This is a genomic window from Rhodoferax lacus (assembly GCF_003415675.1).
Classification (GTDB): domain Bacteria; phylum Pseudomonadota; class Gammaproteobacteria; order Burkholderiales; family Burkholderiaceae_C; genus Allorhodoferax; species Allorhodoferax lacus.
In genome coordinates this window covers 252,362-278,139 of the sequence record NZ_QFZK01000002.1, presented here as the reverse complement: position 1 = coordinate 278,139, position 25,778 = coordinate 252,362, and the positions used below count along the sequence as shown (strand labels likewise).

The 25,778-nt window shown below is 63.0% G+C and carries 25 protein-coding genes; 9 read left to right on the top strand and 16 right to left on the bottom strand.

The annotated features are described in order from the left end of the window. The first annotated feature begins 19 nt into the window (after positions 1–19). Both panB and panC read left to right on the top strand, forming a co-directional pair. Positions 20–916, top strand: a complete 897-nt coding sequence (gene panB, locus DIC66_RS04945) for a 3-methyl-2-oxobutanoate hydroxymethyltransferase (protein ID WP_117174653.1) — start codon at positions 20–22, stop codon at positions 914–916. Positions 917–926: 10 nt separating this feature from the next. Beyond that, positions 927–1,760: a pantoate--beta-alanine ligase gene (gene panC / locus DIC66_RS04940; RefSeq protein WP_117174651.1), complete on the top strand. Its 834-nt coding sequence runs from the start codon at positions 927–929 to the stop codon at positions 1,758–1,760. Between the two features lie 359 nt (positions 1,761–2,119). Here the strand turns inward: panC and DIC66_RS04935 are convergent, their stop codons facing one another. Together DIC66_RS04935 and DIC66_RS04930 are read right to left on the bottom strand one after the other, a co-directional pair. Then, positions 2,120–2,611, bottom strand: coding sequence for a cyanophycin metabolism-associated DUF1854 family protein (locus DIC66_RS04935; RefSeq protein WP_117175094.1), 492 nt, complete (start codon positions 2,609–2,611; stop codon positions 2,120–2,122). Then, positions 2,611–4,917 (bottom strand): cyanophycin metabolism-associated ABC transporter, encoded by a 2,307-nt coding sequence (locus DIC66_RS04930; RefSeq protein ID WP_117174649.1) that lies wholly within the window; start codon positions 4,915–4,917, stop codon positions 2,611–2,613. The genes DIC66_RS04935 and DIC66_RS04930 overlap by 1 nt, the downstream gene beginning before the upstream one ends. Positions 4,918–5,132: 215 nt before the next feature. Here DIC66_RS04930 and DIC66_RS04925 point away from each other — a divergent pair, with 215 nt between their 5' ends. Both DIC66_RS04925 and cphA read left to right on the top strand, forming a co-directional pair. Continuing rightward, on the top strand, positions 5,133–7,310 hold the full coding sequence (locus DIC66_RS04925) for a cyanophycin synthetase (protein WP_117175092.1): 2,178 nt from the start codon (positions 5,133–5,135) through the stop codon (positions 7,308–7,310). A 7-nt stretch (positions 7,311–7,317) separates the two neighbouring features. Beyond that, positions 7,318–9,888, top strand: coding sequence for a cyanophycin synthetase (cphA, locus tag DIC66_RS04920; protein ID WP_117174647.1), 2,571 nt, complete (start codon positions 7,318–7,320; stop codon positions 9,886–9,888). A 41-nt stretch (positions 9,889–9,929) separates the two neighbouring features. Here cphA and DIC66_RS04915 read toward each other — a convergent pair whose 3' ends face one another. From DIC66_RS04915 to DIC66_RS04900, 4 genes are all read right to left on the bottom strand, one after another. Next, the gene (locus DIC66_RS04915; RefSeq protein WP_117174645.1) at positions 9,930–10,949 is read right to left on the bottom strand and encodes an NAD(P)H-dependent glycerol-3-phosphate dehydrogenase; all 1,020 of its coding nucleotides are present in this window, start codon (positions 10,947–10,949) and stop codon (positions 9,930–9,932) included. Positions 10,950–11,006: 57 nt separating this feature from the next. Then, positions 11,007–11,462 (bottom strand): protein-export chaperone SecB, encoded by a 456-nt coding sequence (gene secB / locus DIC66_RS04910; RefSeq protein WP_117174643.1) that lies wholly within the window; start codon positions 11,460–11,462, stop codon positions 11,007–11,009. Positions 11,463–11,544: 82 nt separating this feature from the next. After that, the gene (grxC, locus tag DIC66_RS04905; RefSeq protein ID WP_117174641.1) at positions 11,545–11,805 is read right to left on the bottom strand and encodes a glutaredoxin 3; all 261 of its coding nucleotides are present in this window, start codon (positions 11,803–11,805) and stop codon (positions 11,545–11,547) included. A gap of 24 nt (positions 11,806–11,829) precedes the next feature. After that, positions 11,830–12,237: a rhodanese-like domain-containing protein gene (locus DIC66_RS04900; protein ID WP_117174639.1), complete on the bottom strand. Its 408-nt coding sequence runs from the start codon at positions 12,235–12,237 to the stop codon at positions 11,830–11,832. 114 nt (positions 12,238–12,351) lie between these two features. Here DIC66_RS04900 and gpmA point away from each other — a divergent pair, with 114 nt between their 5' ends. From gpmA to DIC66_RS04875, 5 genes are all read left to right on the top strand, one after another. After that, positions 12,352–13,095 (top strand): 2,3-diphosphoglycerate-dependent phosphoglycerate mutase, encoded by a 744-nt coding sequence (gene gpmA, locus DIC66_RS04895; protein ID WP_117174637.1) that lies wholly within the window; start codon positions 12,352–12,354, stop codon positions 13,093–13,095. A 100-nt stretch (positions 13,096–13,195) separates the two neighbouring features. Then, positions 13,196–14,632, top strand: a complete 1,437-nt coding sequence (locus DIC66_RS04890) for a S41 family peptidase (RefSeq protein WP_117174636.1) — start codon at positions 13,196–13,198, stop codon at positions 14,630–14,632. 17 nt (positions 14,633–14,649) lie between these two features. Beyond that, positions 14,650–15,408 carry a HesA/MoeB/ThiF family protein gene (locus tag DIC66_RS04885; RefSeq protein ID WP_117174634.1) on the top strand — a complete coding sequence of 253 codons (759 nt, stop codon included), beginning with the start codon at positions 14,650–14,652 and terminating at the stop codon, positions 15,406–15,408. A 130-nt stretch (positions 15,409–15,538) separates the two neighbouring features. Beyond that, a complete protein-coding gene (locus DIC66_RS04880) occupies positions 15,539–16,276 on the top strand; it encodes a GGDEF domain-containing protein (protein ID WP_233505785.1) in 738 nt (245 codons plus the stop codon). After that, positions 16,276–17,109: a MinD/ParA family protein gene (locus DIC66_RS04875; RefSeq protein ID WP_117174630.1), complete on the top strand. Its 834-nt coding sequence runs from the start codon at positions 16,276–16,278 to the stop codon at positions 17,107–17,109. The genes DIC66_RS04880 and DIC66_RS04875 overlap by 1 nt, the downstream gene beginning before the upstream one ends. A gap of 205 nt (positions 17,110–17,314) precedes the next feature. Here the strand turns inward: DIC66_RS04875 and DIC66_RS04860 are convergent, their stop codons facing one another. The 10 genes from DIC66_RS04860 to DIC66_RS04815 form a co-directional block, all read right to left on the bottom strand. Next, the gene (locus DIC66_RS04860) at positions 17,315–18,160 is read right to left on the bottom strand and encodes a DUF429 domain-containing protein (protein ID WP_117174628.1); all 846 of its coding nucleotides are present in this window, start codon (positions 18,158–18,160) and stop codon (positions 17,315–17,317) included. A gap of 6 nt (positions 18,161–18,166) precedes the next feature. Continuing rightward, positions 18,167–19,048 (bottom strand): DMT family transporter, encoded by an 882-nt coding sequence (locus DIC66_RS04855; RefSeq protein ID WP_117174626.1) that lies wholly within the window; start codon positions 19,046–19,048, stop codon positions 18,167–18,169. A gap of 7 nt (positions 19,049–19,055) precedes the next feature. Continuing rightward, entirely contained in the window at positions 19,056–19,478 is a 423-nt protein-coding gene (locus tag DIC66_RS04850) for a BLUF domain-containing protein (protein ID WP_117174624.1), read from the bottom strand. Positions 19,479–19,482: 4 nt separating this feature from the next. Then, positions 19,483–20,184 carry a GTP cyclohydrolase I gene (gene folE, locus DIC66_RS04845; RefSeq protein ID WP_233505784.1) on the bottom strand — a complete coding sequence of 234 codons (702 nt, stop codon included), beginning with the start codon at positions 20,182–20,184 and terminating at the stop codon, positions 19,483–19,485. A gap of 102 nt (positions 20,185–20,286) precedes the next feature. Beyond that, on the bottom strand, positions 20,287–21,510 hold the full coding sequence (gene clsB / locus DIC66_RS04840) for a cardiolipin synthase ClsB (protein ID WP_117174620.1): 1,224 nt from the start codon (positions 21,508–21,510) through the stop codon (positions 20,287–20,289). A 6-nt stretch (positions 21,511–21,516) separates the two neighbouring features. Beyond that, positions 21,517–22,254 carry an endonuclease/exonuclease/phosphatase family protein gene (locus DIC66_RS04835; RefSeq protein WP_117174618.1) on the bottom strand — a complete coding sequence of 246 codons (738 nt, stop codon included), beginning with the start codon at positions 22,252–22,254 and terminating at the stop codon, positions 21,517–21,519. After that, complete coding sequence (gene nudB, locus DIC66_RS04830; protein ID WP_117174616.1) at positions 22,251–22,808, bottom strand: dihydroneopterin triphosphate diphosphatase; 558 nt, start codon at positions 22,806–22,808, stop codon at positions 22,251–22,253. Before nudB ends, DIC66_RS04835 begins: the two co-directional genes overlap by 4 nt. Before the next feature lie 67 nt (positions 22,809–22,875). Further along, positions 22,876–24,693, bottom strand: coding sequence for an aspartate--tRNA ligase (gene aspS, locus DIC66_RS04825; RefSeq protein ID WP_117174614.1), 1,818 nt, complete (start codon positions 24,691–24,693; stop codon positions 22,876–22,878). Between the two features lie 38 nt (positions 24,694–24,731). Beyond that, a complete protein-coding gene (locus tag DIC66_RS04820) occupies positions 24,732–25,376 on the bottom strand; it encodes a DUF502 domain-containing protein (RefSeq protein ID WP_117175090.1) in 645 nt (214 codons plus the stop codon). 57 nt (positions 25,377–25,433) lie between these two features. Continuing rightward, positions 25,434–25,775 (bottom strand): FmdB family zinc ribbon protein, encoded by a 342-nt coding sequence (locus DIC66_RS04815; protein WP_117174612.1) that lies wholly within the window; start codon positions 25,773–25,775, stop codon positions 25,434–25,436. Positions 25,776–25,778: the final 3 nt, after the last annotated feature.

The following is a 25,778-nucleotide window of genomic DNA, read 5'->3' as shown; positions in this document are numbered from 1 at the left end:
TTCCGCAGGAGTTCTTGCCATGACCGACGCCACCACGGGCACTGCCGCCGCGCTGCACGCCACACCCTACGGCACCTTTGCCCCGGCCTCCCCCATGCCCAGCCGCAAGCCCATGAGCCTGCCGCGCCTGCAGGAGATGCGCACACGTGGCGAGAAGATCACCATGCTCACGGCGTATGACGCCACCTTTGCCGCCGTGGCCGATGCCGCCGGTGTGGAGACCATTCTGGTGGGCGACTCGCTGGGCATGGTCTGCCAGGGCCTGGCCAGCACCGTGGGTGTGAGCCTGGAGCACATGCGCTACCACACCGAGAGCGTCACACGTGGCCTGTACCGTGCCCAAGCCACGGCCTGGGTGATTGGCGACCTGCCCTACGGCAGCTACCACGAGTCCAAGGAGCAGGCCATCCGCAGTGCCTCTGTATTGATGCAGGCTGGAGCCCACATGGTCAAGCTGGAAGGTGGCGGCTGGACCACCGAGACCGTGCGCTTTCTGGTGGAGCGCGGCATTCCGGTCTGCGCCCACTTGGGCCTGACGCCGCAAACCGTGCACGCCCTGGGCGGCTACCGGGTGCAGGGCAAGACGCAAGCCAGCGCCGAACTGCTGCGCATCCAGTCGCACGAGCTGCAGGACGCAGGCGCCACCATGCTGGTGCTGGAGATGGTGCCGCACCAGATTGCCGCCGAGCTAACCACTGAACTCACCCAATGCGCCACCATCGGCATCGGTGCGGGCAACGGCACGGCCGGGCAGGTGCTGGTGCTGCATGACATGCTGGGTATGAACCTGGGCAAGATGCCCAAGTTCGTGCGCAACTTCATGCAGGACGCCGGCAGCGTGCGCGGCGCCATGGAGGCTTATGTAGCAGCTGTGAAAAACGGCAGCTTCCCGGACAACGCGGTACACGCCTGGTAGCAAACTGCCTATGAAAATCGTACACACCCTGCCCGAGCTGCGCGCTGCGCTTGCGGCCTACCGCCACCCCGCAGTGGTTCCCACCATGGGCAATCTGCATGCCGGGCACATCGCCTTGGTGAAAGCCGCCAAACCCCTGGGCGACGTGACGCTGGCCACCATCTTTGTGAACCGCCTGCAGTTCGGCCCCAAGGAAGATTTCGCCACCTACCCGCGCACGCTGGAGGCTGACTGTGCGCAGCTGGCACAGGCCGGTTGTGACATCGTGTTTGCACCTTCAGAGGCCGAGCTGTACCCGCAGCCCCAGGGCTTTCTGGTGCAGCCCCCGGTAGAGCTGGCCAACATCCTGGAAGGCGAATTCCGCCCCGGCTTTTTTACCGGCGTGGCCACCATCGTGATGAAGCTCCTGAGCTGCACCCAGGCCCGCAGCGCCGTGTTTGGCAAGAAGGACTACCAGCAGCTGATGGTGGTGCGCCAGATGGTGCAGCAGTTCGCAATGCCCATCAACATCGTCGGGCTGGACACCTTGCGCACTGACGACGGCCTGGCCATGTCCTCGCGCAACGGGTACCTGAACGCATCTGAGCGCCAGCAGGCAGTGTTGCTGTCCCAAACCCTGAAGGCCCTGGCCAACGCCATCCGCTCCGGCCGCACTGACTACGCGGCACTGGAAGCTGACGCCATGGCCACACTGCGCAACGCAGGCTGGCAGCCCGACTACGTGGTGGCACGCAGGCGCGTGGACCTGCAGGTGCCGCAGCCGGATCATCCAGGGGAGGCGCTGGTGGTGCTGGCGGCAGCCAAATTGGGAACGACGCGCTTGATTGACAACCTGGAAGTCTGATTTCTTAGCTGCACCGCGTGTGGGTTGCATATGCTTTAAGCCTGCACCGCGCGGGCGGCTGCTGGCGTGACAAGCGCCGCGAGGGATACCCCTGCTGAGCGCCAACATGCACCGCCGGGTAGGCGGATCGGGTGTCCCTTCGCAAGCCCCCATTCGCGGTTGCCACAGAGCCAGCGCGCCAGCAATGGCGTTAACAAAGCGGTGTGGGCGAACCCGAAGCAGACGCCCGCGAGCAGGGCTGGAGAAGGGATACCCGGTTCGCCTACCCTGCCACCCAAGCAGGCACGAAACACAAGCGAACCAACAACCTCAAACAAAGAAGCAGGCGCAAGACCCGGGCGAACCAACCAATCAGAAAATCAAAGGAACCGGTCCAGTATCTTCTTGCTGCCCGTATTCAAGGCAAACTGGTCCCGCACCAAATACTGGATACCATGCGTGTCGGCAATCAGCAAGGCGTTGTCTTTGCCAATGCGGCGTATGTCCTCGTCACCGCGCAACACAAACTCGGTGCGACCACGGTCCGTCTCTACGGTCCAGGTGCAGGGGGTAGAAAAGCTGCTGACCGACACAATCTGCGCAATCACCGGCATGAACTCGCGCGCAGCCAACTCCTGGCGGATCAGGCTTTGCGCGGGCTCGGGCACATCGGCCAGCCGGTCCACCCATCCCACTTCTTCGCTGTCGGTATTCACCAGCGAAATGCCGATTTCCGGCGCCTGGATGGGGAAGGCGCGCACCGGCACCACGCCCTCAAAACGCACACCGCTCTCTGTCGTCAGGATCAGCTTGCCAAAGGCATTGCGCTCCAGCGTGAAGTGCGTGTGTTCCACAATCTGCGGGGCAGCCATCATTCACCTTCCTTGTCTGCATTGTCCGAACCACGGCTGGCGTCCATGTCCACATCCATGTTGCGCGCCTGCGCCTGGTAGAGGTTGAAGTAGGCGCCCTCGGCCGCCATCAGCACGTCGTGCGTGCCCTCTTCCACCACACGGCCGCGGTCCAGCACCACCAGGCGGTCGGCGCGGTGCAGGGTGGACAGGCGGTGGGCGATGGCAATCGTGGTGCGGCCCTGCACCAGGTTCTCCAGCGCCTTCTGGATTTCCTTCTCGGTCTCGGAGTCCACCGACGAGGTGGCCTCGTCCAGGATCAGGATGCGCGGGTCGATCAGCAGGGCGCGTGCGATCGAAATACGCTGTCGTTCGCCACCCGAGAGGCCCTGTCCGCGCTCGCCCACCATGGAGTCGTAGCCCTGCGGCAGGCGCAATATGAACTCGTGGGCGTGCGCCGCACGGGCCGAGGCAATGATCTCTTCACGGGTGGCATCCGGCTTGCCATAGGCAATGTTCTCGGCAATGGTGCCGAAGAACAAAAACGGCTCTTGCAGCACCAGGCCGATGTTCTGGCGGAAGTCGGCAATCGCATACGAGCGGATGTCCACGCCGTCCACCAGAATCGCGCCCTCGGACACATCGTAGAAGCGGCAGATCAGGTTGACCAGCGTGCTCTTGCCCGAGCCGCTGTGGCCCACCAGACCAATCATCTCGCCAGGCGCAATGTTGAGGGTGATGCCGCGGTTCACCTCGCGGTTGCCGTAGCGGAAGCCCACATCGCGCACCTCGATGCGTCCCTCCATCTTGCCCACATGCACCGGGTTGGCCGGTTCGGGCACGCTGGATACGTGGTCCAGAATGTCAAAGATGCGCTTGGCCGCTGAAGCCGATTTTTGCGTCACCGACACGATGCGGCTCATGGAGTCCAGCCGCCCGTAAAAGCGGCCGATGTAGGCAATGGCCGCCAGCAGCATACCCACGGTGATGTCGCCCTTGGACACCTGCCAGATGCCAAAGCCCCAGACCACCAGCAGGCCGATCTCGGTCAGCAGAGACACGCTGGGCGAGAACAGCGACCAGATCTTGTTGATGCGGTCGTTGACGATCAGGTTGTGCTTGTTGGCCTCGCGAAAGCGTTTGGCCTCGCGCTGCTCCTGCGCAAAGGCCTTGACCACGCGGATGCCGGGGATGGTGTCGGCCAGCACGTTGGTGACCTCGCCCCAGACCCGGTCAATCTTCTCAAAGCCGGTGCGCAGGCGGTAGCGCACAAAGTGGATCATCCAACCGATGAAGGGCAAGGGCACCAGGGTGATCAGCGCCAGGTACGGGTTCATGGAAAACAGGATGACGGCGGTCATCACGATCATCACCACATCGCTGGCAAAGTCGGTCAGGTGCAGGGACAAGTACACCGCAATGCGGTCGCTCTCGCTGCCCACGCGTGAGAGCAAATCACCGGTGCGCTTGCCGCCGAAGTATTCGAGGGACAGGCGCAGCAAATGCTCGTAGGTGGTGGTGCGCAAATCAGCGGCGATGCGCTCGGAGGCCAGGGCCAGGATGTAGGTCTTGGCCCAACTCAAGCCCCAGGCCAGAATGCCCGAAGCCAGCAGGCCCGAGAGGTACAAGGCGATGGTGCTGGGCTCAATGTGTTGGCCGTTCTGGAAAGGGATCAGCACCTCGTCCACCAGCGGGATGGTCAGGTAGGGCGGCACCTGGCTGGCGGCGGTGCCCAGCAGCATCAGGAAGAAGCCCAGGAACAACTGGCCGCGGTACGGTTTGGCAAAGCGCCACAGGCGAAACAGGGTCCAGGTGCTGGGCGGCGTGTGGACCACCTTGGTACACACCGGGCACTCCTCCTGGTCGGGCTCCAAGGGGGCCTTGCAGCTGGGGCACACATTCTTCAACGCCTGCGCCAGCGGCTTGCCCGACACAACGCTCTCCAACTGCGCGCCAAACTGGTCCACCACACGAATGGCGTGCAGGTTCTGTCCCAGGGTAAAGCGCCAGCTGGCCAGCAGGCCGGTGGCGTCCTGCAACTCCAGATGGCCGACACCGGCGTGGTCATGGTGCTGCAAGGAAAGGCCCGCAGAATAGGTCCACTCCCGCCAGCCGCTGGTGCCCGCCTCGCGGCTCAGCACACGCTCGGTGGTGATGAGCAGCAGGCCTTTGACAAAGTGAAGGCGCGCGTCCAGGTCAACCTCCAGGGCGGCCAGAACGTTTTCAAGGGGATGCAGTTGTGTCTGAACTTCGTGGCGCCAGGGGGCTGTGAGTTCTGCGGCGAGTTCGCCGGGCACAGCGCGAACAAGGGAAGTTTCAGTGGTCATTACAGGCAAAATTCATGTTTTCTTCGGATCAAAGGGCTCAGCCATTGGCGCATCTTGCAGCCCCTTCAGCAGCGACAAGTTAACCATACCACCCACAAGCGGGACTTACAGGCCATACCGCTGCGGTTGGCTCCGGAATTCCTAGTCCCACAGTGAGCGAGAATACACAACGCGGACAGCGCCATGTCGGTGGACTGCCCAAGCCACAAAGCCCCATGCAAGCCAAGATCAATATCGAAATCCTCAGGGTTACCCACTTACGCGGTCCCAACATCTGGACTTACCGTCCGGTCATCGAAGCATGGGTGGACATCGGCGAATTGGAGAACCATCCCTCCAACACCATCCCCGGCTTTTACGAACGCCTGACCACCCTGCTGCCCGGCCTGATCGAGCACGAATGCAGCCCCGGTGTACGGGGCGGCTTTCTGCAGCGCCTGCAGGAAGGCACCTGGGCCGCACACATACTCGAACATGTGTGCCTGGAGATGCAAAACCTGGCAGGCATGCGCACCGGCTTTGGCAAGGCCCGCAGCACCTCCAAGCCCGGCGTCTACAAGATCGCCTTTCGCACCCGCCATGAAGACGTGGGCCGCGCCGCGCTGGAGGCGGGCCGCGCCCTGCTGCTCTCAGCCATTCAGGACACGCCCTTCGACATGGCCAAAACCGTGGCTGACCTGCAGGAAATGGTCGATGACCTGTGCCTGGGGCCCAGCACCGCGCACATTGTGGATGCCGCCACGGCCAGGCGCATTCCCAACATCCGCCTGACCAGCGGCAACCTGGTGCAACTGGGCTACGGCATGGCACAGCGCCGCATCTGGACGGCCGAGACCGACCAGACCTCGGCCATTGCCGAAGAGATCGCCAGCGACAAAGACCTGACCAAGTCCCTGCTCAAGGCCTGCGGCGTGCCCGTGCCCGAGGGCGAACTGGTGCGCAGCGCCGATGCTGCCTGGGAAGCGGCCCAGGAGATCGGCGTGCCAGTGGTGCTCAAGCCCTATGACGGCAACCACGGCCGTGGGGTTTCGCTGGACCTGAAAACCGAGAAGGAAGTCCATGCGGCCTTCGAGCTGGCCTTTCGCAAGGGCAATGGCAGCGCGGTCATTGTGGAGAAGTACATCCCCGGCAATGAACACCGCCTGCTGGTGGTGGGCAAGAAAATGGTGGCTGCTGCAGCCGGTGAGACCCTGTGGGTCACGGGCGATGCCGTGCACAACATTGACCAGCTGACCGATCTGCAAATCAACATCGACCCACGCCGCGGCTCCGGCGAAGACTCACCGCTCAACGCACTGATGCCCAGCAAGAGCGGCGAGATCATGCTGGAGCTCGAACGCGCAGGCCTCACGCCCGAATCCATTCCGCAGGACGGCGAGCGCGTGCTCATCCAGCGCAACGGCAACGTCAAGTTCGACGTCACCGACCAGGTGCACCCCAGCATTGCCGCCGCTGCCGCCCTGGCCGCGCGCGTGGTGGGCCTGGACATTGCCGGTGTGGACATGGTGATGGAAGACATTACCAAGCCCCTGAGCAGCCAGCGCGCCTGTGTGATCGAGGTGAATGCCAGCCCCGGGCTCCTGGCCCACATCAAACCCTCCAACGGCACTGGCCAGCCAGTGGGTCGCGCCATCATTGACCACCTGTTCAGCGCAGGCCATGACGGGCGCATCCCCATCGTCGGCATCACCGGCACCCAGAACACCGGCCGCATTGCGCGCCTGGTGGCCTGGCTGGTGCACATCAGCGGCAGGCATGTGGGCCTGGCCTGCAGCGAAGGCCTGTACCTGGACGGGCGCCAGATTGACGCCGCCGATTGCGCCCACTGGGAAGCCGGTCAGCGCGTGCTGATCAACCGCTCGGTGCAGGCGGCCGTGTTCGAAAACTCCGGCAGCATGATTTTGGGCGAGGGCCTGGCCTATGACAAATGCACCGTGGGCGTGGTGACCGACGTGGCCTGGACGGAGGGCCTCAAGCACTTCGACATCCTGGACGACGAGCAGACCTACAAGGTGGCGCGCACCCAGGTGGATGTGGTGCTGCCCAGTGGTACGGCGGTCCTCAATGCCGATGACCACCAGGCCGTGGAGATGGCCGAACTGTGTGACGGCAAAGTGATTTTTTACAGCCTGCAAGCCGACAACGCGGCTGTCGCCGCCCACCGCGAAGCCGGTGAGCGCGTGGTGGTGCTGCAGGGCGACAGCATTGTGCTGGCCCAGGGTGCGCAACTGGCCGCCAGCCTGTCGCTCTCCACCCTCAAGCCCGCCAAGGCCTCCAAACCGGAAATGGTGATGGCCGCAGTGGCCGCTGCCTGGGCCCTGGACATTCCGGTGGAGCTGATAGGCGCCGGCCTGCGCACCTTCGAGTCCGCCCCCAAGAAAACCCCTTACTGAGCACGCCATGGAAGTCACCCGTATTCGCGCCCTGCGCGGCCCCAATCTCTGGAGCCACCACACGGCCATTCAGTCCATTGTGTCCTGCCTGCCACCCGAAGATTCGATTGCGCACCTGCCGGCCTTTGAAGCACGCTTGCGCGAGCGCTTTCCGGAACTCGGTGCGCTGCAGCCCACCGGCCACAAGGACACCATTGCCATGGCCCATGTGCTCGAAGCCGTGGCCCTCGGGCTGCAGGCCCAGGCCGGCTGCCCGGTTACCTTCAGTTGCACCATGCCCACGCTGGACGCCAACGTCTACCAGGTGGTGGTGGAGTACAGCGAAGAAGCCGTGGGCCGCAAGGCGATGGAAATGGCACAGGCCGTGTGCGAAGCGGCCCTGAATGACACACCGTTTGATCTGGCTGCGGCCCTCACCGAACTGCGCGATCTGGACGAAGACGTGCGCCTGGGGCCCAGCACCGGCTGCATCGTGGACGCGGCCGTAGCCCGCGGCATACCGTTCAGCCGCATGACCGAAGGCAGCATGGTGCGCTTTGGCTGGGGCAGCCAGCAGCGCCGCATCCAGGCCGCCGAGATTGATTCCACCAGCGCCATTTCCGAGGCCATTGCGCAGGACAAGCAGCTCACCAAGCGCCTGCTGGCCGCAGCCGGTGTGCCGGTGCCTGCCGGTCGCGCCGTCAGCGACGCCGATGACGCCTGGAAGGCCGCACAGGAAATTGGCCTGCCGGTCGTGGTCAAGCCGCTGGACGGCAACCAGGGCAAGGGCGTGACGGTGAACATCACCAGCGAAGAGGCTTTGCGCAAAGCCTATGCGGTGGCTGCCACTTTCCGCGACGACATCCTGGTGGAGCGCTACATGCCCGGCAACGATTTCCGCCTGCTGGTGGTGGGCGACAAGCTGGTGGCTGCGGCCCGGCGCGACCCGCCCAAGGTCGTTGGCGATGGCGTGAGCAGCATTGCGCAACTGGTGGAGCAGGTCAACAAGGACCCGCGCCGTGGCTCCGGCCACTCCACGTCGCTCACCAAAATCCGCTTTGATGACATCGCCAAAGAGTGCCTGGCCAACCAGGGCTTCAGTGCCGAGTCGGTACCACTCAAGGGCCAGCGCGTCAACCTGCGCAACAACGCCAACCTCTCCACCGGCGGCTCAGCCACCGACGTGACTGACGATGTGCACCCCGACGTGGCCGCGCGTGCAGTGGCCGCCGCCCACATGGTGGGCCTGGACATCTGCGGTGTGGACGTGGTGAGCGACAGCATTCTGCGGCCCCTGGAAGAGCAAGGCGGCGGCATGGTGGAAGTGAACGCCGCCCCCGGCTTGCGCATGCACCTGGCGCCCTCCTTTGGCAAGGGCCGCCCGGTGGGCGAGGCGATTATTTCCATGCTGTTCAAGAACGGCCAGACCGGGCGCATCCCCCTGGTGGCCGTGACCGGCACCAACGGCAAGACCACCACGGTGCGGCTGATCTCGCACCTGCTCAAGGCCAACGGCATGCGCGTGGGCATGACCAATACCGACGGCGTCTACGTGGACGGCCAGTGCATAGACACCGGCGACTGCAGCGGCCCCAAGAGCGCACGCAGCGTGCTGCTGCACCCGGATGTGGACGCGGCTGTGCTGGAAACCGCGCGCGGCGGCGTGCTGCGCGAGGGCTTGGCCTTCGACCGCTGCGATGTGGCCGTAGTCACCAACGTGGGCAGCGGTGACCACCTGGGCCTGAACTACATCACCACGGTGCAGGACCTGGCGGTGCTCAAGCGCGTGATCGTGCAAAACGTCTCCAAGCACGGCGTGGCCGTGCTCAATGCGGCTGACCCGAATGTGGCCTCCATGGCGGCCAAGACCCGGGGTGCTGTGACCTTCTTCGCCCAGGACCGGCACCACCCGGTGATGGCCACGCACCGTGCGCAAGGCCACGCTGTGGTCTTTGTGGAAGAAGGCAACCTGGTGGCTGCCAAGGGAGATTTCAAGCACCACATTCCCTTGAGCAAAGTGCCCGTCACCCTGGGCGGCAGCATTGGCTTCCAGGTCGAAAACGTGATGGCCTCGGTGGCCGCCGTCTGGGCCCTGAAGCTGGACTGGGCCACGATCGAGGCGGGCCTGGCCAGCTTCTCCAACGACAACGACAACGCCGCCGGGCGCTTCAACCTGTTCAAGTACCGGGGCGCCACCGTGATTGCCGACTACGGCCACAACCCCGACGCCATGGCGGCGCTGGTGCAGGCGGTACAGGCCATACCGGCCACCCGCCGCAGCGTGGTCATCAGCGGTGCCGGTGACCGGCGCGACCAGGACATCCGCCAGCAAACCGAAATCCTGGGCGAGGCCTTTGACGAGGTGGTGCTGTTTGAAGACCAGTGCCAGCGCGGGCGCAAGGATGGCGAAGTGATTGCCCTGCTGCGCGAAGGCCTCAAGGGCGCCAAGCGCACCACCGAATCCTCGGAAATCTTTGGTGAGTTCCTGGCCATCGACACGGCCATGGACAAACTGAAAGAGGGCGAGCTGTGCCTGATTTTGGTGGACCAGGTGCAGGAAGCCCTGGCGCACATCGCAGCCAAGGTAGCAGCAAGCTAAGAGCCCCTACGTTCGCCCACTGCGTGTGGGTCACGTGAGGCTCAGGCCAGCGGCACTTCGGTGCCCGGCTCGCGCCCCATCAGTTGGGCCACGGCCTGATCGGGGCGGATGCGGCCCACCAGCAGCTCGACCACACACTCGGTAATGGGCATATCCACATCCAGCTGCCGTGCGCGCTGCAGCACCGTGTGGGCGCAGTACACGCCCTCGGCCACATGGCCCAGCTCGTCCACCGCCTGCTGCAGGGTCTTGCCCTGGGCCAGCGCCATGCCCACACGCCGGTTGCGTGACAGGTCTCCAGTGGCAGTCAGCACCAGGTCGCCCAGGCCGCTCAATCCCATGAAGGTCTCAGCCTTGGCACCGAGTGCCAGCCCCAAGCGGGTGATTTCAGACAGGCCACGGGTGATCAGTGCAGCACGGGCGTTCAGGCCCAGTTGCAGGCCGTCACACAGGCCTGTGGCAATGGCCAGCACGTTCTTCACGGCACCGCCTACCTCCACGCCCACCACATCGTCGTTGGCATAAACGCGCAAGCTGCGGCTGTGGAATGCCTGGACCATGGCGTCGCGCACCGGCGCGTGGCTGCTGGCAGCCACCAGCGCCGTCGGTTTGCCAAGAGCCACTTCCTGCGCAAAGCTGGGGCCACTGAGCACACCCGCCAGCAGGGCGGGCGCCACCTGCGCCTGCACCTCGTGGCCCAGCAGACCAAAGCTGTCGTCGCGTTCGGCCTCAAAGCCCTTGCACAGCCAGACCACCGGCACCGCGCTGTCGCGCAGCCGGGTCAGCATGGCGCGCAGCCCGGCCATGGGTGTAGCCACGACCAGCAGGTCCTTGGGCCCCAGGCCATGGGTCACAGACTCCAGGCTGCCACCGGCAATCTGCAGCCCGTCAGGCAGGGCAATGCCCGGCAGGTAACGCGCATTGCTGCGGCTGGCCTGCATGGCAGCGGCCTGGGCCGCATCACGCGCCCACAGCGTAACCTGGTGGTGACTGGCAGTTTGGGCCGCGCTGATGGCCAAGGCCGTACCCCAGGCGCCGGCGCCGAGTACAAGAATTTTCATGGCAGGTCCAAAGCAATCGACAGCAGCCGGCAGGCACAGGCCTGCCTGCGCATCGGCTTACTGGGGTAATGTGCCCGCAGGTGCGGCAGCGGCTTCGCTGCGCTGCTGCTCGTACATGGCCTGGAAGTTGATTTCCGACAGGTGCACGGGCGGGAAGCCTGCGCGCTGGATCAGGTCGGCCACATTGCCGCGCAGGTAGGGATAGACGATTTGCGGGCAGGCAATGCCCATGATCTGACCCAACTGCTCTTCTTCCAGGTTGCGGATTTCAAAAATACCGGCCTGCTTGGCTTCCACCAGAAACACGGTCCGCTCTTTGATCTTGGTATGCACGGTGGCGGTCACCGCCACTTCGTAAATGCCTTCGGCAACGGGAGTGGCTTCCACGCCCAACTGGATGTCCACCGAAGGTTGTTCCTGCTCCAGCAAGATGGCCGGCGAATTGGGCTGCTCCAGCGATGCCTCTTTGAGGTAAACGCGCTGGATCTGGAAAACGGGATCTTGATCGGCCATGAAAAAACTCTTTCTAAGTAAAACAAAGCCCGCCAGGCTGTTCCTGGCGGGCTGGGATCAGGGATTATTGGCGAGAATTATGTCAGCCCGCGTTCAGCAGTGGCAGCAGGCCGCCCTTGGCGTCCAAAGCCATCAGGTCGTCGCAACCGCCGACATGGGTTTCGCCGATAAAGATTTGCGGTACGGTGCGCCGGCCGGTCAGTTCCATCATCTTCATGCGCTCTTGCGGCTGGGCATCCACCCGCACTTCCTCGATCTGCGCCACGCCCCGGGACAGCAGCAGGCGTTTGGCCTGCACGCAGTAAGGGCAGACGGCAGTGGTGTACATCTTGACGGCTTGCATGGGGTGTTCCTTGGTGGGCTGGCTTCAGGCTTTTTCGACCGGCAGGTTGGCGGCCTTCCAGGCTGTGAGTCCGCCGCCCAGGCTTTGCGCCTGCTCATAGCCCAGCTTTTTGGCAATGGCCAAAGCCCGGCCGGAACGCGCGCCGGTCTGGCAGACCAGGATCAGCGGCAGGCTCTTGTTCTTCACGGCAGCGCCCAGTTTGGCTTCCAGGTCGCCCAGCGGCACGTTCTTGGCACCGACGATGTGGCCTGCGGCAAATTCACCGGTTTCGGATACATCCACCACCACAGCCTTTTCGCGGTTCATCAGCAATACCGCACCTGCCGGGGACAGACCTGCGGTAGCCGCACCCTGAATCACCGGCCACAGCAGCAGACTGCCAGAGGCCAGGGCGATGGCAATCAACATCCAGTTATTGACAATAAAGTTCACTTTGTTCCTTGTTCGTACCATCGCACCTGCGAAAGTATTAGCCCGCCATTTTAGAATGCGTTGCCTGCACTTTTTAAAGACGGGCCATTGCCCCTCCAACATCCCCCATCCACCATGCACAAACTCGTTCTTGTACGCCACGGCGAATCCACCTGGAATCTTGAAAACCGCTTTACCGGCTGGACCGATGTGGACCTGACGGCCACCGGCATCGAGCAGGCCAAGAATGCCGGGCGCCTGCTCAAGGCCGAGGGCTACGAGTTTGACCTGGCCTACACCAGCGTGCTCAAGCGCGCCACCCGCACCCTGTGGCATTGCCTGGATGAGATGGACCGCACCTGGCTGCCGGTGGTGCACTCCTGGCGCCTGAACGAGCGCCATTACGGCTCCCTGCAGGGCCTGAACAAGGCCGACATGGCCAAGCAATTTGGCGAAGAGCAGGTGCTGGTCTGGCGCCGCAGCTACGACACGCCCCCGCCTGCGCTGGAAGCCACTGACCCGCGTTGCGAGCGAAGCGACCTGCGCTACGCCAAGCTGCAGCCCGACCAGGTACCGCTGACTGAATGCCTGAAAGACACCGTGGCCCGCGTCATGCCGTTCTGGAACGAAGCGGTAGCCCCTGCGATCCGTGCCGGCAAGAACGTGGTGATTGCCGCCCACGGCAACTCCATACGCGCCCTGGTGAAATACCTGGACGACATCGCCGACGACGCCATTGTGGGTGTCAACATTCCCAATGGCATTCCGCTGGTCTATGAGCTGGACGCCAACCTCAAGCCGATCCGCAACTACTACCTGGGCGATGCCGAAGCCGCGGCCAAAGCTGCTGCGGCCGTAGCCTCGCAAGGCAAGGCCTGACGCGGACCGGCGCCCAAAGACCCTACTCACTTTTGCAGCACCGGGCGATCAATGCCCGAATGCGTCTGCCGGTGTATATTGAGACGAGACAGGAACATATATGGGTCAAAAATTGAAAATCACCGGCTGGATTGCAATAGGCGTAGTCGCGGGCGCACTCACGACCGTGTCCCTGCAGACCGTGGCACGCAGCGCGCTGGCACCGCTTCCCCTGGAAGAGCTGCAGCAGCTGGCCGCCGTATTCGGCATGATCAAAAGCGATTATGTAGAGCCGGTGGACGAGAAGAAGCTCATCACCGACGCCATCTCCGGCATGGTCTCGGCGCTGGACCCACACTCGCAATACTTTGACAAGAAGTCCTTCAAGGAATTCCGGGAAGGCACATCCGGCAAGTTTGTCGGCGTTGGCATCGAGATCACGCAGGAAGACGGGCTGGTCAAGGTGGTGTCTCCCATCGAGGGCTCTCCCGCCTTTCGCGCCGGCCTCAAGCCCAATGACCTGATCACCAAAATTGATGAAACCGCCGTCAAGGGCCTGACCCTCAACGAAGCCGTCAAGCGCATGCGCGGCGAGCCCGCCACCAAGGTGCTGCTGACGATTTACCGCAAGGACGAAAACCGCACCTTCCCGGTGACCATCATCCGCGAAGAAATCAAGCAGCAATCGGTACGCGGCAAACTGATCGAGCCGGGCTACGCCTGGGTACGCCTGAACCAGTTCCAGGAACGCACGGTGGATGACTTCGTGAAGAAGGTCAACGAGATCTACCGGCAAGACCCCAAGATCAAGGGCTTTGTGCTGGACCTGCGCAATGACCCGGGTGGACTGCTGAACGCCGCCGTGGCAATTTCTGCCGCCTTTTTGCCGGATGATGCGGTGGTGGTTTCCACCAATGGCCAGACCGCCGAAAGCAAGCAGGTACTCAAGGCCACCTATGACGATTTCCGTGGCATCCCCGGGGCAGACGCACTCAAGACCCTGCCCGCCGGGCTGAAGAAGGTCCCACTGGTCGTGCTGGTGAACGAAGGCTCGGCCTCGGCCAGCGAGATCGTGGCCGGTGCCCTGCAAGACCACAAGCGTGCCACCCTGATGGGCAGCCAGACCTTCGGCAAAGGCTCGGTGCAAACCTTCCGCGCCCTGGGGCCAGACACCGGCCTGAAGATCACCACCTCACGCTACTACACGCCCAGCGGACGCTCCATCCAGGCCAAGGGCATCGTCCCCGAAGTGATGGTCGATGACACCGCCGAAGGCAGCCCCTACGCCGCACTGCGCATGCGTGAGGCCGACTACGACAAGCACCTGACCAGCGGCCAGGGCGAAGAGAAGAAAGACCCGGAGCGCGAAAAAGCCCGTGAAGACGCGCTCAAGCGCCTGGAGGAGGAATCGCGCAAGCCCCCATCGGAGCGCAAAGCCCCCGAGTACGGCTCCGAGCAGGACTTCCAGTTGATGCAGGCCATTAACCAGCTCAAGGGCAAGCCGGTGCTGGTGAGCAAAACCCTGGTGGAGCGCCAGGAAGTCAAGAAAGAAGAGTAGGCACGGGCTGGCCCACGATGCAGGACGCTGAACTGCTACGCTACTCGCGCCACATTCTGCTCGATGAAATTGGCATCGAGGGCCAGGAGCGGATACGGGCCACACGGGCGCTGGTGATTGGTGCCGGCGGCCTGGGTTCACCGGTTGCCATGTACCTGGCGTGTGCCGGTGTGGGCCACATCACAGTGACAGACCACGACACCGTGGACCTGACCAACCTGCAGCGCCAGATTGCCCACCGCACCGATTCTGTGGGCAGCCCCAAGGTGGATTCGCTCAAGCGCACCCTGCAGGAGCTTAATCCGCTGGTGGAAGTGCAGGCGCTGCCCATCCGCGCGGACGCTGACTCACTGGACGTGCTGGTGCAAGCCGCCGACGTGGTGCTGGACTGCTGTGACAACTTCACGACGCGCCACGCGGTCAATGCTGCTTGCGTGCAGCATGCCAAGCCCCTGGTATCGGGCGCAGCAATCCAGTTTGACGGGCAGATCAGCGTCTACGACACACGCGACGCGCAAGCACCCTGCTATGCCTGCACCTTCCCGCCCGACGTGACTTTTGAAGAAGCACGCTGCTCCACCATGGGAGTGTTTGCACCCTTGGTGGGCATCATCGGCTCCATGCAGGCCGCCGAAGCACTCAAACTGGTGGTGGGTACGGGCCGCAGCCTCAATGGCCGCCTGTTGATGCTGGATGGGCGCGCCATGGAGTGGAACGAAATTCGCCTGCCACGCAATCCATCGTGCCCGGTATGCAGCCACCGCCCGACACACTGATGCAAAGCCTGCATTTCTGCACGATAAAGTTGCCATGAGTGCAACTCCTGCTGTTAGACTTTGGCGCAGAACTTAAAGCACCCCAACAGTGGCATCACCAACACCAGAATCCCTCGTTGCCTTGGATCAATTGCGTCTAGATGACGCCCGCGCGCTGTTGGACCGTGACTCCGGTCTGGCACTGCCCGCTGCGGTGGAGTCGCCGGTTGAATATCTGCAAAGAGTGATTGACGGGCTGTGCGAACTCTCGCTCAAAGACCCGCTCACCGGACTCTCCAACCGCCGCCATTTCCGTTCAGTGCTGGACCGTACCACCGATATGGTGGCCCGTTCAGGAGAGCCGGCCTTGCTGCTCATGGTGGACATCGACCACTTCAAGAAGGTCAACGACACCCACGGCCACCAAGCCGGTGACATGGTGCTCCAGGTCGTGGCTCAGGCCCTGGCCAAATGTGTGCGCCCTATGGACACGGTGGCCCGCTACGGTGGCGAGGAATTTGCCGTGGTCTTGCCCAACTGCCACGCGTTTTTTGGGATCACGGTGGCAGAGCGGATTCGCCAGACCATCGAGAACATGCAGATAGCCATCAACCCGGCTCTGTCGCTTCAAGTTACGGTGAGCATCGGTGGCGCCTACGCTCCGGAATGGGTGCGCTCCACAGCGGCCTTGTGGACCGAGCGCGCCGACGTGCAGCTCTACCGTGCCAAGCACGAAGGCCGCAACCGGGTGGTGCTGGATACGCAGCAGGAAATATTTGTCAGCGCCGAAGAGAAAAACATGCTGTTCGGACATTTGGCGCTGGGCGAACCGGCTTGGATTGAATCGGGTGATGGCACGGCAAGTGCCGCGGGGCAGAGGGTTAATTGATGTCTGATGAAGTGATTCCACCCGCAAAAGCTGAAAAATTGCTCGATGTCCCGCTGAAGCCTCTGGGCAAAGTGGTCGCTGTCACCAGCGGCAAGGGCGGCGTTGGCAAGACCTTTGTGTCGGCCAATCTGGCTGCTGCCCTGGCCAAGCGCGGACTGCGCGTGCTCGTGCTGGACGCCGACCTGGGCCTGGCCAATCTGGACGTGGTGCTCAACCTGTACCCCAAGACCACCTTGCACGATGTGTTCACCGGCAAGGCCAAACTCGAAGACGCCATCATCAAGGCGCCGGGGGGCTTCTCGGTGCTGCTGGCAGGCTCGGGCATGGTTGAGTATTCGCGCCTGACCCCCGAGGTACGCAACGAATTTCTGAACATCATGACCGGCCTGGTGCCGCACTACGACATCGTGCTGCTGGACACGGGCGCCGGCATTTCGGATGTGGTGCTGTTTGCCGTGTCACTGGCTTCCGAGGTGGTGGTAGTGGCAACACCAGAACCCACGTCGCTGACCGACGCCTACGCCACCATCAAAGTGCTGGTGGGCCAACAAAAGCGCCAAGTGATTCGCATGGTGATCAACCAGACGGCGCGCCTGGGTGACGGCCGTGCCATCACCGTGCAACTGCAGCAGGTGCTGGACCGTTTTGTCGTCACCGAACCAGGCCGCCCGATCAAGCTGATCCATATGGGCGACATTCCAGCCGACCCCACCGTGCGTCAGGCCGTGATGCGCAGGCAACTGCTGGTGCAAACGGCACCAGGCTGCCCTGCATCCTTGGCGATCACCCAGCTCGCACAGAAGATTCAAGAAACGGTGATTCCGCGCATTTAAGTGTGGCCCCCACGCTTGCCACTGCGTGTGCTGCGCTGCCCCCCAAGGGGGCTAACCCGGCTCGGGGCGGCCCAGCGCCGGGTTGTGGCCCCCACGCTTGCCACTGCGTGTGCTGCGCTGCCCCCCAAGGGGGCCAACCCGGCTCGGGGCGGCCCAGCACCGGGTTGTGGCCCCCACGCTTGCCACTGCGTGTACTGCGCTGCCCTCAGGCGGTGACGATCCACCCTTCCAATGTATCCATGTCAGCAGGCAATCCGTACAGCGGAGCGCCTGCCACATGCTGGGTTTGGGCCCATGCAGCCTGCATCAGGCATAGCACGGCGTCCAGGCTGTCGCCGCTGGCATCATCCACCAACGCATCGTGCTGCGCGTGGCTGAGCTTCAAGCGCAGGCCCAAACGGGTCTGCCCCAGTTCCAGGGCGGTGAGCAAATCCTTGCGTGCAATCAGGCGCTCGGGCGTCTGCTTGGCGCGATCATCGCTCTTGTAGCTGCGCTGCCCCAACACTTCACGCGCCAACAGGCCAGGATAGGCTTCCAGCGCCACTTTGGCAGTGGCCTTGGCCCTCGGCTGCAGCCCGGGCACATAAACGCCTGCAGCCAGCAGGCGCGGCACGCCCGCATGCAGCATGTAGGCCACAGGCGGGTTCACCCATTTCATGGACGGGCTGCTGCCAGCGGGACGGTCCGTGGCGCGATGGGCAAATTTGCCGCCCACGGGACGGGCATCGCAAAAGGCCGCGAAACAGTCGCGAATTTCGGAGCGGCTCAGGGCCGCATAGTGGCCGATGCAGGCCTCCCACTCGCGCGGCCAGCCCAGTGTTTCAACCAATTCACGCGGCAGGCCAAAAGGCATGTCAAAGCCTCCCAGCCAAACTTCATCACGTGCCATGCAGGCTGCGAAGTTGTCCAGCGTTTCCAGCCGCTCCAGGCGCTGCAGTTGAACTCTGCCCTGTGACAGGGTGCCCCAAGCCAGCAGCACGGGCTTGCGCCGCGTGGGACTGCTTGAAAAATCACAACCCAACAGTTGGAGCGGTGGCGTGCTTGTTGCCATCGGTGCTCAGCCCAGGGACAGCGCGACCACGCCCAGACCAATACAGGCCGCCCCCATCATGCGGGCCAGGCGATCCCCCTCGCGCAGCAGGTGCCCGCCCAGCAACGCTGCAAACAGCATGGATACCTCGCGGGCAGGCGCCACATGGCTGATGGGCGCGATTTGCAGGGCATACAGCACCAGCACATAGGACACCGGACTCAAGGCCCCCACCAGCAGAGCCGATTTCCACTGTTGCTGCCAGTGCTGCCGTGCCAAGGCCCGGTCCTGCACGACAGGCGCCAGCAGCAGCAGCGCCTGCACGCAACAGGCCATGTAAAACATCAGGATGGGCGACAACAACAGCACCTTGACAGAGTACCCATCCACCAGGGTATAGCTGGCAATGCAAAAGCCGGTCAGCAGGCCGTAGAACAGGCCCCGGTGTATGCGGCTGCGCTGCTCCGGGCTGTGGGCGTTGTGCCAGATGCCCGTCCCGCCTGCAACCAGGAAGACACCCAGCACTACGGCGGCCAGGCCGGCAAAGCCGTAGACAGAAATATGCTCACCAAAAAGCACGACAGCCACCAGCGATGAGATCAGGGGACCGGAGCCGCGTGCCAGTGGATAGACGACCGTGAGGTCGGCCTCGCGGTAACCACGTAGCAGCACGATGAAATACAGCACATGGATCAGTCCGCTGGCCACCACACAGGCCCAGGCGGCAACGTCCCATTGCGGTAATTGCTGCCAAGCCAGGTACAGTCCCACGGGCGCCCACACCAGGACCGTGAACAGCGCGATGAAACACGCGTAACGCACGTCGCCATTGGCCTTTTTGGCAGCGATATTCCACAAGGCATGGATAAGCCCCGCCAGAACCACCAGGGCCAGGGCTGAAATGGGCATTTACTTGCTAGGCGCGGCCGATGATGCTCGCTGTGGCCATCAGTTCTTCCAGCAGCGCCAGCGACACTTTGCCAGATACAGCGTACGGGTCCAGCTCGGGCCTCTCGGCGTACTTGAGCAGGATGCTGGTGTTCACCTTGGACATGTTGACCTGACCCATAGTCCAGCCGCCAAAACGGCGTTCGGAAATTTCTTCGTAGTGCAGCAGCACCACGTCCTTGTGGCGCGGGTCTTTCTGGATGTGGCCATAGAGCTCACTGACCGCATTGCGCCCGCCTTCTATGGCCTGCAGGAAAATGCCGCCGCCATAGCACAGGATACCTGTGATGCCGCTGCCCGGATTGAACTGGCGCGACTGCGAAAGAATGTCTTCAATGGCACTGCAAGCAGGGTCAATGGCACGGCTGGCATACAACAAACGAACCAACATGGCTTCAGCCTTTCCGGGGAATCAGTGACAAAAATTCGCGGCGCAAGTCCGGATTCTTGAGGAAGGCTCCGCGCATAACGGAGTTGATCATCTTGCTGTCCATATCCTTGACGCCGCGCCAGGACATGCAGAAGTGGCTGGCCTCCATGACGATGGCCAGGCCATCAGGCTGCGTTTTTTCCTGGATCAGGTCAGCGAGTTGCACCACCGCCTCTTCCTGGATTTGCGGACGACCCATGATCCATTCGGCCAGGCGTGCATATTTCGAAAGACCGATCACATTGGTGTGCTCATTGGGCATGACGCCAATCCAGATCTGGCCGATCACAGGACAGAAGTGGTGGCTACAGGCGCTGCGCACCGTGATGGGGCCCACAATCATCAGCTCATTGAGGTGCTCTGCGTTGGGAAACTCGGTGATGGTGGGTGCTGGTACATAGCGGCCCTTGAACACCTCGTTGAGGTACATCTTGGCCACGCGGCGTGCCGTGTTGCCGGTGTTGTGGTCGCGCTCGGTGTCTATGACCAGGCTGCTGAGCACGCCCTTCATTTTTTCTTCCACCTCGTCGAGCAGCAGCTCCAATTCACCTGGCTCGATGAACTGTGCAATGTTGTCGTTGGCGTTGTAGCGTTTGCGCGATGCTGTGATGCGCTCCCGGATTTTCACGGAAACCGGAGTCCCCTCGTCGGCATCGTTTGGGTTCATGCTGCTCTGCATTTTCATTAACATGGAATGATGGTACCAGTCTTTAAACAGTAGGGTTATAGCGGCAGGGACCCTGAAAACCATGGCAGCGCCGCTATGGCATCAGTAGTCCCTGCCCGTCAAAAACAGGGTGAGGCGCATCAGGCTGTAGGCCAGCCTGCCCTGCAGGCGCTGCCAAAGGGGCCGGTGGGCAAACCGGGCCCGGTCGAGCTGCACGCTGTGCTGCGCAATGGCTGCATTGAGGGGCTCCAGCAAGGTCTGGGCAAAGGCCACATCGTCTACCACCACGTTGGCCTCGCGCGCCAGCAGCAGGCTCAGAGGGTCCAGGTTGGACGAGCCCACGGTGGCCCACTTGCCATCGATGACGGCTACCTTGGCATGCAGAAAGCCGGCCTGGTATTCGTGTATTTCCACACCGGCTTCCAGCAGCGCGTCGTAAAACGGTTTGGCGGCGTGGAACTGCATGAAAAACTCATAGCGCCCCTGCAGCAGCAGCCTTACCCGCACACCCCGTTGCACCGCATGCACCAGGGCGCGGCGCAGCTTGGCTCCGGGCAGAAAGTAGGCATTGGAAATCAGTACCTCATGCCGCGCGCGGGCTATTGCCGAACGGTACGCGCGCTCGATGCCGGTGCGATTGCGCAGGTTGTCGCGCAGCAGCAGCGCTGCGCGCATGCCCGGGACTGGGCGCTCAGGCAAGCCCGTTCCATTCCCCAGAGGTTCGGCCGTGGTGCGCGGCAAGACCGTCAGATGCTCCAGTGCGCGCCGCGCACCCTGAAACCGTCCATGCTCGAGCTGCCGGGTTGCCAGCAACCGCTGCCAGAATTGCTCCATGGCCTGGTGGATATCGCCCACCAGGGGACCTTGCACCTGCACTGCAAAGTCAAAACGGGCGGTTTCCTGAACCCCGTGGTTGAGCTCGAAGAAATCATCCATCACATTGATGCCGCCGCAAAACGCCTGCGCACGGTCCACCACACACAGCTTGCGGTGAAGGCGGCGCCAGCGACCGGGAATCAACAGGCCCAAGGAGCCCAGTGGCAAGAACTGCTGCCACTGCACGCCACTGGCACGCAGGCGCTCCTGCCAGTGCCGCGGCAGCTCGGGTGTGCCAATGCCATCCACGACCAGATACACCTCCACACCGCGCAGGGCGGCTCGCTCCAGCGCAGCGATCACCGACTCGCCCACGGCATCCTCGTGGAAAATGTAGGTCTCCAGGCGCACCTCGTGCAGTGCCGCATCCACTGCCTCCACCAGCGCAGGAAAGAACGCCTGCCCGGTGGTGAGCAACTGCACGCTATGGCCGGCTCGCATATTGGGCATATCAGCTCAAGGGGGCGCCAGCTCAAATTCGGCGATCAGCGGCAAATGGTCCGACATGCGCCACCAGATGCGGCCCTTGGGCACCTGCTGCGACACCGGCACCAGACCCCGCGCATAGATATGGTCAAACTGCACCAGCGGCATGCGCGACGGAAAGGTGGGGGTCTGGCTGCCGGAGCAACTGCGCAAGCCCACGGTGGCCAGCGGCCGCGACAACAGCGCGCCCCAGTCGTTGAAGTCGCCCGCCACCAGCAGAGGCGCCTGGGCCGGTATCTCGCGCGCAATGAACTGCGCCAGCTGCGCCAACTGGCGCACGCGGCTGGCACGTATCAGCCCCAGGTGCACCACCACCACATGCACCGACACACCGTCTACATCCACCTCGGCATGCAGCAGGCCACGCTGCTCGAAGCGGTGGTCCGACATGTCTTCGTGCGTATGCGCCAGCACCGGCCAGCACGACAGGATGGCGTTGCCATGCTCGCCGTGCCGGGTGATGGCATTGGTCCGGTAGACCACGTTGTAGCCTTCGGGCGCCAGAAAATCGGCCTGCGCCTCCTCAGGCCAGTGCTTGAAGTAGGCCGCCTCGCGCCGGTGCATTTTGCGCACCTCCTGCAGGCAGACGATGTCGGCATTGAACTGCTCCACCGCGTGGCCCAGGTTGTGGATCTCCAGGCGGCGGTTGGGGCCCATGCCCTGCACGCCCTTGTGGATGTTGTAGGTGGCAATGCGCAGGCGGGTCATGCGGACTGCCCCTTGCCCAGTGCGCCTGCAAAGCGCGGCAGCATGAGGATGGCCTCCGCGTTCGAGGGCGAATAGCACTGCGCTGCAGCGTCCACAAAAGGCAGCCACTGGTAATGGGTGTGCTCGCGCGGGCTCAGCGTGACCAGCGTTCCTGCGGGCACTTGCAGGCCAAACACGCGCTCGGTATTGAACACGGTGCCAGGCGCATAGCGGTGCAGCCAGCGCGGGTAGATGTTGTAGACATTCTCCAATTCCCAATCCTGCAAGCCACTGTGCAGAGGGGAGCCTTCACTGCAGTCGATGCCGGTTTCTTCCAGCACCTCGCGCATGGCGGTCTCGGCAAAGCTGTGCTCAAGCGCGTCCTTGCTGCCGGTGACGGATTGCCAGAACACCGTGTCGTCCGTGTCCGCGCGGCGTATCAGCAATACATCGAGCGCCGGGGTGTAAATCACCACCAGCACGGACAGGGGGATCTTGAAGGGTTGAAGCAAAAAAACCTCCGTGCAGCGCACTGCGGTGCGAGCTTGCTTGGGGCGGCCCAGCGCGTCGCTCATAAAAAAGGGCGCTCAAAAAGCGCCCTTTCATTGTGCACCACAGGAGGACGCGCCTCCGTGCGCTACCTTACGCTGGCTTGGCAGCCAGCTCGGTATTGCGCAGGCGGATGTGCAATTCGCGCAACTGCTTCTCGTCAACCAGGCTGGGGGCTTGCGTGAGCAGGCACTGGGCACGCTGGGTCTTGGGGAAGGCAATCACGTCGCGGATGGACTCGGCACCCGTCATCATGGTGACGATGCGGTCCAGGCCAAAGGCCAGGCCGCCGTGCGGGGGCGCGCCGTATTGCAGGGCGTCGAGCAGGAAGCCGAATTTGACCTGCGCTTCTTCGGGCGTGATCTTCAGGGCATCGAACACCTTCTGCTGCACATCGGCGCGGTGGATACGGACCGAGCCGCCACCCATTTCCCAGCCGTTCAAGACCATGTCATAGCCTTGCGAGATGCACTTCTCGGGCGCGGTGACCATCCAGTCTTCGTGACCTTCCTTGGGCGCGGTGAAGGGGTGGTGCACAGCGGTGTAGCGCTGGTTGTCCTCGTCGAACTCGAACATGGGGAAGTCCACCACCCACATGGGGCGCCAGCCGGCAGTGAACAGGCCGTTCTTCTTGCCGAACTCGCTGTGGCCGATCTTGATGCGCAGGGCACCAATGGCGTCGTTGACGATCTTCTCTTTGTCTGCGCCAAAGAAGATCAGGTCGCCGTCCTGGGCACCGGTGCGCGCAAGCACTTCGGCAATCGCCTTGTCGTGGATGTTCTTGACGATGGGGCTCTGCAAACCGTCGCGACCCTTGGTCACATCGTTCACGCGGATATAGGCCAGGCCCTTGGCGCCGTAAATCTTGACGAACTCGGTGTAGGCGTCGATCTCGCCGCGGCTGATGCCGCCGCCTTCTTTGGAGCCACCCGGCACGCGCAGGGCCACCACACGGCCGCCCTTCATGGTGGCAGCACCCGAGAAGACTTTGAAGTCCACGTCGGCCATCACGTCGGTGACTTCGGTGAACTGCAAGTTCACACGCAGATCGGGCTTGTCCGAGCCATACAGGCGGGCCGCGTCCTGGTAGGTCATGACCGGGAACTCCCCCAGATCCACGCCAATGGTGTTCTTGAAGACGGTGGTGATCATGCCCTGGAACATGTCGCGGATGTCTTCTTCGCTCAGGAACGAAGTCTCGATATCGATCTGCGTGAACTCGGGCTGGCGGTCGGCGCGCAGGTCTTCGTCGCGGAAGCATTTCGTAATTTGGTAGTAGCGGTCAAAGCCGGCCACCATCAGCAGCTGCTTGAACAGCTGGGGCGACTGGGGCAGCGCGAAGAAATGGCCGTCATGCACACGGCTGGGCACCAGATAATCCCGCGCGCCTTCGGGCGTGCTCTTGGTGAGCATGGGGGTTTCGATATCCACAAAGCCGTTGGCATCCAGGAACTTGCGCACTTCCATGGCCACGCGGTAGCGCAGCATCAGGTTGTTTTGCATGTAGGGACGGCGCAGGTCCAGCACGCGGTGGGTCAGGCGGGTGGTCTCCGACAGGTTGTCGTCGTCCAGCTGGAATGGAGGCGTGACCGACGGGTTGAGCACCTTGAACTCGTGGCACAGCACTTCAATCTTGCCACTCTTGAGGTTGTCGTTGACGGTGCCTTCGGGGCGTGCACGCACCAGGCCGACAATTTGCACGCAGAACTCATTGCGCACGCCTTCGGCCACCTTGAACATGTCGGCGCGGTCCGGGTCGCAGACCACCTGCACATAACCTTCGCGGTCGCGCAGGTCCACAAAGATCACGCCGCCGTGGTCGCGGCGGCGGTTGACCCAGCCGCACAGGGTAACGGTTTGGCCCAACAGGGCTTCGGTCACAAGACCGCAATAGTGGGAGCGCATGGCCATGGCTTGCTTTCAGAACGCTGCACTGTCGGCAGCTGGTTTTATAAAGAGGTGTTGGGAAGGGTGGGCGCAACAGCACCCGCTGCGCCTGGATGCGGATGCGCCGTCGGTGCCACCGAGCCCATGGAAATCACGTAGGTCAGCGCCTCGTCGACACTCATGTCGAGCTCTATCACTTCGGAGCGCGGCAGCATCAGGAAAAAACCACTGGTGGGGTTGGGCGTGGTGGGCACGTACACGCTCACCATGTCCGCACCCAGGTGGGATTGCACCTCGCCGCCGGGCACGCCGGTCTGGAAGGCAATGGTCCAGCTGCCCGCACGCGGGTACTGCACCAGCATGGCGGTGCGAAAGGCATTGCCGTTGCTGGAGAACAGCGTGTCGGAAACTTTCTTGACACTGTTGTAGATCGACTTGACGATGGGGATGTTGGTGAACAAGGTGTCCCACTGACGCAGCCACCAGCGGCCTGCCACGTTGGTGACCAGGGCCCCGGTCAACAGTAGGCCTAACACCACCAGCAGTACGCCCAGGCCGGGAATGTGGTGCAGGCGCTCGATCAGGGGTTCCAGATAGGTGGGCGTTACCGCCGACAGCATGGAAAGCAGGCCGAAGAACACCGAGTCCATGGTGCCCATCAACCACAGCAGCACCCAGATGGTGATGGCCAGGGGCAGCCAGACCATCAGGCCAGTGAGCAGGTATTTTTTAAAGGGCACGGTGGCTCCGGTGGAAAAAGTGGTTCAGCCTGCGGCCGGTGCAGGTTTTGCCGCAGGGGTTGCGGCAGGCGCGGTGGGCGCAGCTGTTTCGGCCTTGCTGGTCGCGGGTGTCTCGCTGGATGCAGCAGCAGGTGCCGCCTCGCCACTGGCGGCCGGTGCCACCGCGGTGCTGGGCGCAGCGCCAGAACCCTTGAAATCGGTGGCATACCAGCCCGAGCCCTTGAGCTGAAAGCCTGCAGCAGTCACCTGCTTCTGGAAAGCCGGCTTGGCGCACGACGGGCAGTCGGTCAGCGGTGCGTCCGACATTTTTTGCAGGACGTCCTTGGCAAACCCGCAGGACTCGCATTTGTAAGCGTATATGGGCATGGG

Excerpts from the sequence above, each read along its gene's own strand:
- panB (WP_117174653.1), top strand. The coding sequence starts at position 20 with ATGACCGACGCCACCACGGGCACTGCCGCCGCGCTGCACGCCACACCC.
- panC (WP_117174651.1), top strand. The coding sequence starts at position 927 with ATGAAAATCGTACACACCCTGCCCGAGCTGCGCGCTGCGCTTGCGGCC.
- DIC66_RS04935 (WP_117175094.1), bottom strand. The coding sequence starts at position 2,611 with ATGGCTGCCCCGCAGATTGTGGAACACACGCACTTCACGCTGGAGCGC.
- DIC66_RS04930 (WP_117174649.1), bottom strand. The coding sequence starts at position 4,917 with ATGACCACTGAAACTTCCCTTGTTCGCGCTGTGCCCGGCGAACTCGCC.
- DIC66_RS04925 (WP_117175092.1), top strand. The coding sequence starts at position 5,133 with ATGCAAGCCAAGATCAATATCGAAATCCTCAGGGTTACCCACTTACGC.
- cphA (WP_117174647.1), top strand. The coding sequence starts at position 7,318 with ATGGAAGTCACCCGTATTCGCGCCCTGCGCGGCCCCAATCTCTGGAGC.
- DIC66_RS04915 (WP_117174645.1), bottom strand. The coding sequence starts at position 10,949 with ATGAAAATTCTTGTACTCGGCGCCGGCGCCTGGGGTACGGCCTTGGCC.
- secB (WP_117174643.1), bottom strand. The coding sequence starts at position 11,462 with ATGGCCGATCAAGATCCCGTTTTCCAGATCCAGCGCGTTTACCTCAAA.
- grxC (WP_117174641.1), bottom strand. The coding sequence starts at position 11,805 with ATGCAAGCCGTCAAGATGTACACCACTGCCGTCTGCCCTTACTGCGTG.
- gpmA (WP_117174637.1), top strand. The coding sequence starts at position 12,352 with ATGCACAAACTCGTTCTTGTACGCCACGGCGAATCCACCTGGAATCTT.
- DIC66_RS04890 (WP_117174636.1), top strand. The coding sequence starts at position 13,196 with ATGGGTCAAAAATTGAAAATCACCGGCTGGATTGCAATAGGCGTAGTC.
- DIC66_RS04885 (WP_117174634.1), top strand. The coding sequence starts at position 14,650 with ATGCAGGACGCTGAACTGCTACGCTACTCGCGCCACATTCTGCTCGAT.
- DIC66_RS04875 (WP_117174630.1), top strand. The coding sequence starts at position 16,276 with ATGTCTGATGAAGTGATTCCACCCGCAAAAGCTGAAAAATTGCTCGAT.
- DIC66_RS04860 (WP_117174628.1), bottom strand. The coding sequence starts at position 18,160 with ATGGCAACAAGCACGCCACCGCTCCAACTGTTGGGTTGTGATTTTTCA.
- DIC66_RS04855 (WP_117174626.1), bottom strand. The coding sequence starts at position 19,048 with ATGCCCATTTCAGCCCTGGCCCTGGTGGTTCTGGCGGGGCTTATCCAT.
- DIC66_RS04850 (WP_117174624.1), bottom strand. The coding sequence starts at position 19,478 with ATGTTGGTTCGTTTGTTGTATGCCAGCCGTGCCATTGACCCTGCTTGC.
- folE (WP_233505784.1), bottom strand. The coding sequence starts at position 20,184 with ATGAACCCAAACGATGCCGACGAGGGGACTCCGGTTTCCGTGAAAATC.
- clsB (WP_117174620.1), bottom strand. The coding sequence starts at position 21,510 with ATGCCCAATATGCGAGCCGGCCATAGCGTGCAGTTGCTCACCACCGGG.
- DIC66_RS04835 (WP_117174618.1), bottom strand. The coding sequence starts at position 22,254 with ATGACCCGCCTGCGCATTGCCACCTACAACATCCACAAGGGCGTGCAG.
- nudB (WP_117174616.1), bottom strand. The coding sequence starts at position 22,808 with ATGAGCGACGCGCTGGGCCGCCCCAAGCAAGCTCGCACCGCAGTGCGC.
- aspS (WP_117174614.1), bottom strand. The coding sequence starts at position 24,693 with ATGGCCATGCGCTCCCACTATTGCGGTCTTGTGACCGAAGCCCTGTTG.
- DIC66_RS04820 (WP_117175090.1), bottom strand. The coding sequence starts at position 25,376 with ATGGTCTGGCTGCCCCTGGCCATCACCATCTGGGTGCTGCTGTGGTTG.
- DIC66_RS04815 (WP_117174612.1), bottom strand. The coding sequence starts at position 25,775 with ATGCCCATATACGCTTACAAATGCGAGTCCTGCGGGTTTGCCAAGGAC.